Source organism: Acidovorax sp. LjRoot204, assembly GCF_056175785.1.
The window spans coordinates 1-11,746 of record NZ_JBGFFF010000138.1 but is presented as its reverse complement, the minus strand read 5'-3'; the positions used below and the strand labels follow the sequence as shown (position 1 = coordinate 11,746).

Genomic DNA, 11,746 nt, shown 5'->3' with positions numbered 1-11,746 from the left:
CCACAACCCCCTAAAATCGCGGGTTCCGCCTGAGAAAGCCGCTTTTCATGACGACCTCCGCCCGCAARCTCTTCGTYACCACCGCCCTGCCGTATGCCAACGGCAASTTCCAYATCGGCCACATSATGGAATACATCCAGGCCGACATCTGGGTGCGGTACCAAAGGATGCAGGGCAACGCGGTCAACTTTGTGGGAGCGGACGACACCCACGGTGCGCCCATCATGATTGCGGCCGAAAAGGCGGGCAAAACGCCCCAGCAGTTCGTGGCCGATATCGCTGCGGGCCGCAAGCAGTACCTCGATGGCTTTCACATCAGCTTTGACAACTGGCACAGCACCGATGCGCCCGAAAACCATGAACTGGCCCGCCAGATCTACCGCGACCTGCGCGACCGCGCCGATGGCAGCCTGATCGAAGTACGCACCATCGAGCAGTTCTTCGACCCCGAGAAGAACATGTTCCTGCCCGACCGCTACATCAAGGGCGAATGCCCCAAGTGCCACGCCAAGGACCAGTACGGCGACAACTGCGAGGTGTGCGGCRCSGTGTACGCGCCCACCGASCTSATCAAYCCCTWCTCGGCCCTGTCGGGYGCCAAGCCCGAGCTGAAGAATTCAGAGCACTTCTTCTTCAAGCTGTCGGACCCACGCTGCGTGGAGTTTCTGGAGAACTGGACGCAGGACGGCAAGCTGCAGCCCGAGGTGGCCAACAAGATCAAGGAGTGGTTCACCGTCCGCACCAACCCCGACGGCACCACCAGCGAAGGCCTGGGCGACTGGGACATCAGCCGCGACGCGCCCTACTTCGGCATCGAGATCCCCGACGCGCCAAGCAAATACTTCTACGTGTGGCTGGACGCGCCCGTGGGCTACCTCGCGTCGCTGAAGAACCTGCTGGAAAAGCGCGGCGAAAGCTACGACGCCTACATGGCCGACCCGGCGATGGAGCAGTACCACTTCATTGGCAAGGACATCGTCACCTTCCACACCCTGTTCTGGCCCGCCATGCTGCACTTCAGCGGCCGCAAGACGCCCAACAACGTGTTTGTGCACGGCTTTTTGACCGTGAACAACGGCGAGAAGATGAGCAAGAGCCGGGGCACGGGCCTGGACCCGCTGAAGTACCTGAGCCTGAACATGAATGCCGAATGGCTGCGCTACTACMTGGCGGCCAAGCTGAGCGCACGCAACGAAGACATCGACTTCAATGCCGAAGACTTCATGCTGCGTGTGAACAGCGATTTGATCGGCAAGTACGTGAACATTGCCAGCCGGGCGGCGGGCTTCTTGACCAAGCGCTTTGACGGCAAGCTGACCGACCAATTTGGCACCACGGGCGCGGCCCTGCTGGCCGAGGTGCGCGGCGCGGGCGACGCCATCGCGCAGATGTACGAAACGCGGGAATACAGCAAGGCCACGCGCGAGATCATGCTGCTGGCCGACAAGGTCAACGCCTATGTGGACCAGAACAAGCCCTGGGATCTGGCCAAGGACGCTGCCAACAACGAGGCGCTGCACCAGGTGTGCTCGGTGCTGGTCAACGCCTTTGCCACGCTCACCCGCTACCTGGCCCCCGTGCTGCCGGGCCTGGCCCAGGCGGTGCAAGGCTTTGTGGGCGTGAACATGCAGCAGTGGAACGTGGCAGGCGACGTGCAGGCCATCCAGCCCTACCAGCACCTGATGCAGCGCGTCACCCCCGAACAGCTTGAAGCACTGTTTGAGGCCCCAGCGCAAGCAGAGCAAGCGCCAGCAGCTACAGAAACCGTAGCATCCCCTGGTGGTGAAGAACTCGCCCCCACGATCACCATCGACGACTTCACCAAGATCGACCTGCGCATTGCGCTGATCGTGAACTGTGAGCCGGTCGAAGGCTCCACCAAGCTGCTGCGCCTGACGCTGGACGTGGGCGAAGGCCGTACGCGCAACGTGTTCAGCGGCATTGCCAGCGCTTACAAGCCCGAAGATCTGGTGGGCAAGCACACCGTGATGGTGGCCAACCTGGCGCCGCGCAAGATGAAGTTTGGCGTGAGCGAAGGCATGGTGCTGGCCGCCAGCCATGGCGACGAAAAGGCCAACCCCGGCATCTACGTGCTCAACCCCTGGCCCGGCGCCACGCCCGGCATGCGGGTGCGGTAAGGCGTGCAACGCTCATAGACAAAGCAACCGTCAAGGATGCCGAGGGGTGCTAAGCCCCTCGCCATCCGCCGATAGAGGAAGGGGCGGCATGTTGACTGCCGCCCTGAAGCAAGCTCTCAGTAAAGGTACACCGCGCCCGCGTTGGCGCTGCTTTCGTCCGACTGATTGCCCCCAATGCCAGTCGATCCACTGTCTTCGGTGGATGCCCCCACGGCCAGCGTAGTGCCGTCACCCGATATCGCCACACGTCCACCAAACCGGTCCCCAGCGCCCGTATTGGGTGCCTTCAGGTAGGCCTGTTGTGCCCAGGTGCCTGCGCTGCGGCGGAACACCAGCACAGCGCCCGCATCCGCAGCGGCGGTGTTGGCCTGGTCGCCATTGAATCCGCGCGCATTGCTGTCGTCGCGGTACGACGGCACGACCAGCGTGTTGCCGTCGCTGGACATCGCCAGGTTGTTGCCAAACCGGTGGGGGGTACGGGTGTTGGAAGCTTTCAAGTACGCCTGCGACTGCCAGACGCCACCTGCGCGAATGAACACAAACACCGCGCCAGAGTTGAGTGCCAGGGTGTTGCGCGGTGGCGGCACGACGAAGGTGCCTGTGTAGTTGCTGCTGTCTCCATCCATGCCAACCGCCAGCGTGTTGCCGTCGCCTGACAGGATGACCGACACACCGAAGCGGTCCTGCGCTTGGGGACTGGGGGCCTTCAGATAGGCCTGCTGCGACCATGCCCCCGCATTGCGCTGGAACACATAAGCCGCACCGGCATTGGTCAAGGTGTCGTCCGCAGGATCACTCGCCAGGGCGCTGCGCTCAAAGAACGCACCCACCGCCAGGGTGTCGCCCGCGCCAGACAGGCTGAGGTAGATGCCGAAGAAATCTCCCGCGCCTGCGTTGGCGGCCTTGAGGTAACTTTGCTGTGCCCAGCTGGTGCCCGTGCGGGCAAAGACGTAGGCGGCCCCGGACGCAGCATAGGCTGCATTGCCGTGTGTCCCGGTCAGGTCACCATCCTCGTTATAGGCCCCGACCGCCAGGGTGTTGCCGTCGTTCGAGAGGGCTACGAATGAACCGAAAAGATCGTCGGCATCCGCGTTGCTCGCCTTGATGAATGCCTGCTGCGACCAGACGGCGCCCGTGCGGGAATACACATAGACGGCGCCTGAGTTGCTGGCCAGGTTGTTGGTGGCGGGCATCGTCGCAAACGTGCCCTTCTGGTCGCTGCTCTCGCCATCCGCGCCGATGGCCAGCGTGTTGCCGTCGGCAGACAGCGCCACGGCATTGCCAAAATAATCGTTGGCCTCGCCGTTGGGGGCGGCAATGCGCGCCTGCTGCGACCACGTGGCGCCACTCTTCGTGAAGACGTACACCGCGCCGGTGTTGCCTCCCTCGCCATAGGCCCCCACGGCCAAGGTGGTGCCGTTGCTGGACAAGGCCACGCGGTTGCCAAAGCGGCCTTCGGCGGTGGTCGCCGAGGCTTTGAAGTACCCAATGGCGCGCACCATGTCGGCCGCTACAGACGTCGACGGGGCGCTGCAGCCACCCGCATTGCAGGCCTGCACGGTGTAGGTGRCATTCAGCCGCGGGTGCAGCAGCACTGGTACGGCATAAGTCAGCCCTGTGGTGGCGGTGGACCCGATCTGCACGGGTATCAGCGGGCCTGCGCCATCCGGGTCCTCGTACACCGTGTAGCTGGTTGCACCCGGCGCCGAAGTCCACGAAAAGATCAGCGCCTTCGTCCCGTAGCCAATGCCCAGGCCACCCGGCGCCGGAGGAGCTGGCGGCGGAGGGGGCGGTGGCGGAGGCGGCGTATAGATCGTGCTGCAAAGCACCCTCACCTGAGTGACTGGCGCCGCAGCGACTCCGGTGCCAGCTTCGACCGTACAGGCCTGATCCACAGGCTGCGCATACACCGTGACCGCATAGGCGCTGCCGTGAGACACCAGCGATGCAAACCGGAAAGCGCCGTTGTCAGTCAGCAGCAAATCTGCAGCGTCATTCAGCCGCAGCCTCAGCCCCCCCACCAGGCCCGTGACGGTCCCACCCACCACATAGGTGTTGGTGGTGCAGGTCACCAGGATGTTGGTGACCGGGCCCGTCACCACACCCGAGCCGTTTTCCACCACGCAGGTCTGCCCCACCGGCTGGGTGCGCACAACAATGTTGTAAGCCTGCCCCTGCGCAACGTTGGTGACGTAACTGCCGCTGGCCGTGATGCTCACTTCCGCACCCGTTCCGTTGGCGAGTACCAGCGTTCCCGTCAGCCCCGTCACCGTGCCCCCCACCGGATGCTGCACCACGGCGGGCGGTGGTGGGGGAGGCGGTGGCTCGGCAGAGTCCCCACCACCGCCGCCGCAAGCTGCCAGGGCGCCTGCCATGACCAGAGGCAACGCCCATGCCGCACCGGCAAGCCTCGCACGCAGGGCCTCGGCCATGGCAGAAAAATTTCGATACATCAAGGGTTCTCCGGGTCTGTGAACTGCATGGACACTTCAACCCCTCGGGAGGCACGAATAGGTCCGGCTCCCTCGTGCGCGTGCAGGCGGGGTGCCTGGAACTCTAGGGCGGGAGAACGCGCAAGCGCACCCCACTGAAGCAGGGTTGACGCAGAGAATGGAATGACCCCGTAGCGTTTGGCGGGACTCAGAACCCCGGGGTCGCGCTCAACCGACGAGACTGTCAGCCACCGCGCTGGCGGCGGTCTCGCTCAATGGCCCACGTAGCGCCCTGGCCGGTGGCTGATCCACAAGAACCCGCTCATCACCAGCACCGCCAGCACCGAATACGCCACACGGTCTACCGGCACCACCCACAGTGCGAGCAGCACGACGGTGCCATCGATCATCATCTGCACCTTGCCCGCACGCATGCCGTAGCGGCCTTGCAGGTACAGCGACACCACGGTGGCCCCGCCCAGGCTGGAGCGGTGGCGTGCCAGGAACAGGCAGCCCGTGCCCAGCAGCAACCCGCCCAGCAACGAGGCGAACAGCGGGTTCAGGTAGTCCACATGCATCACGTGCGGGAACAGCTCGGTCAGCAGCGACAGCAGGCCCACGCAGACAAAGGTCTTGATCGTGAACTCGCGCCCCATGCGCGTCCAGGCAAACCAGTAGAACGGCAGGTTGACCACAAAGAACAGCTTGCCGAACGAGATGCCGGTGACGTAGTGCAGCAAGAACGCCGCGCCCGCCGTGCCGCCCACCAGCAGCCCCGCCTGGTTGAACAGCATGAGCGCCATGGCCACAAACAGGGTGCCCGCAAACAGGGCCTGGGCGTCTTCAAAGGTGCCATGGCGCAGGGCGGATAGCGGCGGTGCGGCGTCGTGGGCGGGGGGCTGGGTATCGGGCATGGGCGTTCAGCGTTGGGGTGCGTGGCAAAGGCGCGGGGGCTTTCCGCCGGTGGAGTGCTGGGCACTTGGGGACAGCCCGGCGCGCGTCCAGCGTTCAATCTGCAAGATGAGAAGCAAGCAACGCGCCAGTGTGCGCAGGCGCCGCTACTTGCCGCCCTTGAACTCGGGCGCGTCCGTGTCCGCACCCGTCTGCGTGCGCAGCACAAACTGGTCGGGCCCATAGACCACCGTGAAGACCTTGGACTGGTTGGGAGCCTCCAGGTAGCGCCAGTCGGCCCAGGTCTCCTTTTTCAGCTCGTAGGGCGTGACCTTGGCGGGCTTGCCCAGCAGGCGGCGCACCTCGTCCATGCGCATGCCGGGCGACACACGCGCAAAGGTCTCGGGCGTAAGCACCTGGCGCAGCGCGGTCATGCGGCCGTCGGGGCCGATGGTGATCATGTAGTTGACCTGGCCGGCAGGCTGGCGGTTGTACTCGAAGGTGCGCGCGCCACCGGGCTCGTCCCACACGTTCTCGGGGGCGCCGAAGCGGTCTCGCACGTCGGCTTCGGTCGAAACGCCCTCCTTGAGTTCGCTGATGCGTTGCGGGTCGCAGGCGGCAAGCACCAGCAGGGAAAGGGTGGCGGCCGCCAGGGCAGCGGAGCGATATATCAAGCGCATAAATTCGTCCCGGTAAAATCTTGGACCTTCGGTGCATCACTGTGCCTGACGCGTTCCAAGAAAGAGTTCACAGTCCATGTCTATTTTCCGCCRCCCCGACTACCAATCCGACGCCACCCAGTTCATCAACCAGCTCAAGGCGAGCCGTCCCGAACTGGACCAGCAGCAACAAGCTGGCCGTGCCCTGCTGTGGGACAAGCAGGTGGACCGCAAGATCTGGGGCGAGTACCGCGACGCCCAGGTGGCCCAGAAGCCCTACGTATACCAGACCAACGCCGATTGAGCATCTTTTGAGCCGCAAGCGCAGGTATTTATTGCGCTGATAGCTCCTGATTCAATAGCAAACCATGACCACTGCGAACGCAGCCGAAGCGGCAGACTCGCCCGGCGCGCCCTCGCTGGACGCGGCGGGCATGCCCGTGGTGGTGGACCAGGTGGCCTTGGCGCGCCTGTACGGCGAGCCGCTGTTTGCGCTGCCGCAGGACCTGTACATCCCGCCCGACGCGCTCGAAGTCTTCCTCGAAGCCTTTGAAGGCCCGCTGGATTTGCTGCTGTACCTGATCCGCAAGCAGAACTTCAACATCCTCGACATCCCCATGGTGGGGGTGACCAAGCAGTACCTGGCGTATGTGGACGAGATCCGCAGCCGCAACCTSGARCTSGCGGCCGAGTATTTGCTGATGGCCGCSATGCTGATCGAGATCAAGTCGCGYATGCTGCTGCCGCCCAAGAAGSWGGCMGAMGGCGAAGARSCCGAAGACCCRCGCGCCGAGCTSGTGCGCCGCCTGCTCGARTACGAACAGATGAAGATGGCAGCCGCCCGCCTGGGGCAGATGCCGCAATATGGCCGCGACTTCCTCAAAGCCCAGGTCTACATCGAGCAAAGCCTGCAGCCGCGTTTTCCAGACGTGCATGTGGTGGAGTTGCAGGAGGCCTGGCGCGACATCCTCAAGCGCGCCAAGCTGGTACAGCACCACCGCATCACGCGCGAGGAACTGAGCGTGCGCGAATACATGAGCATGGTGCTCAAGACCCTGCAGGGCCGGCGTTTTGTGGAGTTTGAAGAACTCTTCGAGCCCGAAAAAGGCAGCACCGTGCTGGTGGTGACCTTCATTGCGCTGCTGGAGCTGGCCAAAGAGACGCTGATCGAGATCACGCAGGCCGAAGCGTTTGCGCCCATCTACGTGCGCCTGGCCTACACGCCGGCCTAGGGCCGCCTTCCACTGTTCACCGCCCTGGCCGGTGGCCGTGGCATTACCCCCTTCACACGCAAGCCATGGCATCCCACGACTTCGACGTYCTCATCGTMGGCAGCGGCCTYGCMGGCCTCTCGGCCGCSCTGCACCTGGCGCCCACGCAYCGCGTGGCCGTCATCACCAAGCGCACGCTGCAAGATGGATCGAGCGGCTGGGCCCAGGGCGGTATTGCCGCAGTGCTGGCCGACGACGACAGCTTTGCTGCCCACATTGAAGACACGCTGGTCGCCGGCGCAGGCCTGTGCGACCTGGCCACCACGCGCTTTGTGGTGGAGAACGCGCCCGCATCGATCGCCTGGCTTCGCCAGCTGGGCGTGCCCTTCACGCTCGAAGGCGACCAGCTGCACCTSACGCGCGAAGGCGGCCACAGCGCGCGCCGCATYGYSCAYGTGACCGACGCCACCGGCGCGGCCGTGCAGCGCACGCTGATCGACGTGGTGCGTGCCACGCCCGGCATCACGCTGTTCGAGCAGCACACGCTGGTGGACCTGATCACCTCGCGCAAGCTGGGCTTGCCGGGCCACCGCTGCCTGGGGCTGTACGCGCTCGACAGTGACACCGATGAGGTCGTCACCTTCCGCGCACCGCAGACCATCCTGGCCACGGGCGGCGCAGGCAAGGTGTACCTSTACACCACCAACCCCGACACCGCCACSGGCGACGGCATTGCCGCSGCYTGGCGCGCGGGCTGCCGSGTGGCGAACATGGAGTTCATCCAGTTCCACCCCACGGGCCTGTACCACCCACACGAAAAATCCTTCCTCATCAGTGAGGCCGTGCGTGGCGAAGGTGGACAACTCAAGCTGCCCCCCTCTGCCGGCGGCACGCGCTTCATGCTCGACCACGACCCGCGCGCCGAACTSGCSCCGCGCGACGTGGTGGCSCGCGCCATCGACTTCGAGATGAAGAARCACGGSCTSGAYTGCGTGCACCTSGACATCTCGCACCAGAGCCCCGCGTTTTTGCAAGAGCACTTTCCCAACATCCTGGCCCACTGCGCGTCGCTGGGCATCGACATCACGMRGGAGCCGATYCCCGTGGTGCCSRCCGCSCACTWCACCTGCGGCGGCGTGCTGASCGACCTGGCMGGCCGCACCGACCTGCCCGGCCTSTACGCCRTSGGCGARRYWGCYTGCACCGGSCTGCACGGCGCCAACCGCCTKGCSAGCAAYTCGCTGSTCGARTGCATGGTGTTTGCACGCGCCGCCGCGCAGGCCATCGCCGCAGCGCCGACCACAGAACTGCCCACCGTGCCCGCCTGGGACGACAGCCGCGTGACCGACGCGGATGAATCCGTCGTCATCTCCCACAACTGGGACGAGCTGCGCCGCTTCATGTGGGACTACGTSGGCATCGTGCGCACYAACAAGCGCCTGGAGCGCGCSRSSCACCGCATYGCGMTGCTGCAGGSCGAGATCCAGGAGTTCTACGCGMACTTCCACGTCACGCGCGACCTGCTSGARCTGCGCAACCTGGTGCAGGTGGCCGASCTGATCGTGAAAAGCGCCCAACTGCGCCGCGAAAGCCGGGGCCTGCATTTCAGCCGCGACTACCCCGAGGTGGCAGCGCCTGCCGCCCCCACCATCCTCGTTCCGCCGGTGCCCCGATGACCTACAGCGTCAAAGAAATTTTCTACACCCTACAAGGCGAAGGCGGCCAGGCGGGCACGCCCGCCGTGTTCTGCCGCTTTGCAGGCTGCAACCTCTGGACGGGCCGCGAGCAGGACCGCGCGCAGGCCATCTGCCAGTTCTGCGACACCGACTTTGTGGGCACCGATGGCACGCTGGGCGGCAAGTTTGAGACAGCCGCCGCTTTGGCCGAGCTGATCGCTGCGCAATGGCCTGCTGGCGCTGGCCACCGCCTGGTGGTGCTGACGGGTGGCGAGCCGCTGCTTCAGGTCGATGCGGCGCTGATCGAAGCGCTGCATGCCCAGCAGTTCCGCATCGCCGTCGAAAGCAACGGCACGGTTGTCGCCCCCCAAGGCATCGACTGGCTGTGCATCAGCCCCAAGGCCGGTGCCCCGTGGGTGCAGCGCAGCGGGCAGGAGCTGAAACTGGTCTGGCCCCAGCCCGGCTTTGACCTGCAGGCGCTGGAGCAAGACACGCAGTTCACCCACCGCTTTCTGCAGCCCATGGACGGCCTGCTGCAGCGCCAGAACACTGCTGCCTGCATTGACGCCTGCCTGGCCCACCCTGCATGGCGATTGAGCCTGCAAACCCACAAGCTCACCGGCATCCGGTGACGCGGTTTTCTTTTCTGGTTCCCGTATGTTGTTCACCATCTCCCAGCGCTTTTTCTTCGACGCCGCCCACACCCTGCGCCGCGAGATCGAGGCCGAAGGCAGCCGTCGCGTACACGGCCACACCTACCACGCCGAAGTGTTCCTGACTGGCCCGCGCGACCCCGCCACCGGCATGGTGCTGGACCTGGGCTTGCTGCGCCAGGGCCTGGCTGTGGTGCGCGAGCAACTGGACCACCACATGCTCGACGAGGTGCCCGGCCTGGGCACACCCACGCTGGAGAACCTGTGCCTGTTCATCGCCCAGGCACTGCCCGCCGACCTGCGCGCCAGCCTGAGCCGCGTGCGCGTATGGCGCGAGGCGCTGGGCGATAGCTGCGCGCTGGACTTTCCACCGCCCTGACCGGCCATGGCCCTGCCACCGGCAGGCCACCCCCCAAAAGTTCACAGACTTCACCCAAGGAAGCCCGATGTTCCGCACCCTGCTCAAATCCAAGATCCACCGCGTGGCCGTGACCCAGTGCGAGCTGCACTACGAAGGCTCCTGCGCCATCGACGAAGACCTGCTGGATGCCGCCAACATCGCCGAGAACGAGCAGATCCATATCTGGAACATCAACAACGGCGAGCGCTTCATCACCTACGCCATCAAGGGCCAGCGCGGCAGCGGCATGATCTCGGTGAATGGCTCGGCCGCACGCCGTGCTGCAGTGGGCGATCTCATCATCATTGCGGCCTTCGCCCAGGTGCACGAAGACCAGGTGGCCGCGCACCAGCCGCAACTGGTGTTTGTGGACGACCACAACCGCCAGACGGAACTGCGCCACGCAGTGCCCATGCAGGCCCTGTAACGATGGCACCGACCCATGACGCTCTGGTGGCCCGCAGCCTGGCTGCCGTCTGGCACCCGTGCACCCAGATGAAGCGGCACGAGGCCCAGCCCCCCGTAGCGATTGCCCGCGCGCAGGGCCCGTGGCTCTACGGCACCGATGGGAAGCGCTACCTGGACGGCATCAGCTCCTGGTGGGTCAACCTGTTCGGCCACAGCCACCCACACATCCAGGCCGCGCTGGTGGACCAGCTGGGCCAGCTGGACCATGTGATGCTGGCGGGCTTCACTCACGCGCCCGTGGTGGAGCTGTCCGAGCGCCTGGCCGCCCTCACCGGCCTGGGCCACGCGTTCTACGGCAGCGATGGTGCCGCCGCCACCGAGATCGCCCTGAAGATGAGCGCGCACTATTGGCGCAACACCGGTCGCCCTGCCAAGAGCCGCTTTGTGGGCCTGGCCGGTGGCTACCACGGCGAAACCGTGGGCGCGCTGGCCGTGACCGACATTGCGATCTTTCGCGAGGCCTACGCGCCCCTGGTGCGCCTGGCTGACACCGTGCCCAGCCCCGATGCACGCGGCRCAGGCCCCGGCGAGACAGCCCAGGACGTGGCCCGACGTGCCGCTGCGGCGCTGGAGGCTTGGTTGCAGGAGCACCACGCCACCACCGCCGCGCTGATCGTGGAGCCCCTGGTGCAATGCGCAGCGGGCATGGCGATGCACGACCCCGAATACCTGCGCCTGGCGCGTGCGCTGTGCAACCGCTACGAGGTGCACCTGGTGGTAGACGAAATCGCCGTGGGCTTTGGCCGCACGGGCACCATGTTCGCCTACCAGCAGGCCGGAATCCGGCCGGATTTCATTTGCCTGTCCAAAGGCCTCACGGGCGGCACACTGCCGCTGTCGGCCGTGCTCACCACCGATGCGGTGTACGCCGCGTTCTACGACGACGATGTGGCGCGGGGCTTTCTGCATTCGCACTCCTACACCGGCAACCCGCTGGCCTGCCGCGCAGCGCTGGCCACGCTGGAGTTGTTTGAACAGTTGGATGTGCTGAAAACCAACAAGGCACTGGCGCAGCGTATCGATGTGGCCTGTGCACCCCTCACGCAGCACCCGCGTGTGCAGCATGCACGCCATCTTGGAATGATCTGGGCCTGGGATGTAGACACTACCCTGCCCGACTTTTCGCGCCGTTACCACCAGCACGCCATGGCACGCGGATTGGTACTGCGACCCATTGGCAAAACGCTGTACGCCATGCAGCCCTTTGCGCTCGACGAC

The 11,746-nt window shown here is 65.3% G+C and carries 11 protein-coding genes; 8 read left to right on the top strand and 3 right to left on the bottom strand.

Annotation, left to right across the window (positions count from 1 at the left end):
* The first annotated feature begins 47 nt into the window (after positions 1 to 47).
* Entirely contained in the window at positions 48 to 2,138 is a 2,091-nt protein-coding gene (metG, locus tag AC04MI_RS19525) for a methionine--tRNA ligase (RefSeq protein WP_476498468.1), read from the top strand.
* Positions 2,139 to 2,254: 116 nt separating this feature from the next.
* Here the strand turns inward: metG and AC04MI_RS19520 are convergent, their stop codons facing one another.
* From AC04MI_RS19520 to AC04MI_RS19510, 3 genes are all read right to left on the bottom strand, one after another.
* Positions 2,255 to 4,591, bottom strand: coding sequence for an FG-GAP repeat protein (locus AC04MI_RS19520; RefSeq protein WP_476498467.1), 2,337 nt, complete (start codon positions 4,589 to 4,591; stop codon positions 2,255 to 2,257).
* 251 nt (positions 4,592 to 4,842) lie between these two features.
* Positions 4,843 to 5,484, bottom strand: a complete 642-nt coding sequence (locus tag AC04MI_RS19515) for a YitT family protein (protein WP_056058586.1) — start codon at positions 5,482 to 5,484, stop codon at positions 4,843 to 4,845.
* Between the two features lie 144 nt (positions 5,485 to 5,628).
* Positions 5,629 to 6,141 (bottom strand): hypothetical protein, encoded by a 513-nt coding sequence (locus AC04MI_RS19510; protein WP_056058583.1) that lies wholly within the window; start codon positions 6,139 to 6,141, stop codon positions 5,629 to 5,631.
* 76 nt (positions 6,142 to 6,217) lie between these two features.
* Here AC04MI_RS19510 and AC04MI_RS19505 point away from each other — a divergent pair, with 76 nt between their 5' ends.
* The 7 genes from AC04MI_RS19505 to bioA form a co-directional block, all read left to right on the top strand.
* Positions 6,218 to 6,424 (top strand): DUF3460 family protein, encoded by a 207-nt coding sequence (locus AC04MI_RS19505; RefSeq protein ID WP_476498466.1) that lies wholly within the window; start codon positions 6,218 to 6,220, stop codon positions 6,422 to 6,424.
* A gap of 64 nt (positions 6,425 to 6,488) precedes the next feature.
* The gene (locus AC04MI_RS19500) at positions 6,489 to 7,352 is read left to right on the top strand and encodes a segregation and condensation protein A (RefSeq protein ID WP_476498465.1); all 864 of its coding nucleotides are present in this window, start codon (positions 6,489 to 6,491) and stop codon (positions 7,350 to 7,352) included.
* A 65-nt stretch (positions 7,353 to 7,417) separates the two neighbouring features.
* On the top strand, positions 7,418 to 9,007 hold the full coding sequence (nadB, locus tag AC04MI_RS19495; protein ID WP_476498464.1) for an L-aspartate oxidase: 1,590 nt from the start codon (positions 7,418 to 7,420) through the stop codon (positions 9,005 to 9,007).
* The gene (gene queE / locus AC04MI_RS19490) at positions 9,004 to 9,639 is read left to right on the top strand and encodes a 7-carboxy-7-deazaguanine synthase (protein WP_436077733.1); all 636 of its coding nucleotides are present in this window, start codon (positions 9,004 to 9,006) and stop codon (positions 9,637 to 9,639) included. The genes nadB and queE overlap by 4 nt, the downstream gene beginning before the upstream one ends.
* Before the next feature lie 25 nt (positions 9,640 to 9,664).
* A complete protein-coding gene (locus AC04MI_RS19485) occupies positions 9,665 to 10,039 on the top strand; it encodes a 6-pyruvoyl trahydropterin synthase family protein (protein WP_436077732.1) in 375 nt (124 codons plus the stop codon).
* 67 nt (positions 10,040 to 10,106) lie between these two features.
* Positions 10,107 to 10,487 (top strand): aspartate 1-decarboxylase, encoded by a 381-nt coding sequence (panD, locus tag AC04MI_RS19480; protein ID WP_436077731.1) that lies wholly within the window; start codon positions 10,107 to 10,109, stop codon positions 10,485 to 10,487.
* A 2-nt stretch (positions 10,488 to 10,489) separates the two neighbouring features.
* A partial coding sequence (gene bioA / locus AC04MI_RS19475; RefSeq protein ID WP_476498463.1) for an adenosylmethionine--8-amino-7-oxononanoate transaminase occupies positions 10,490 to 11,746 on the top strand: 1,257 nt, incomplete at its 3' end.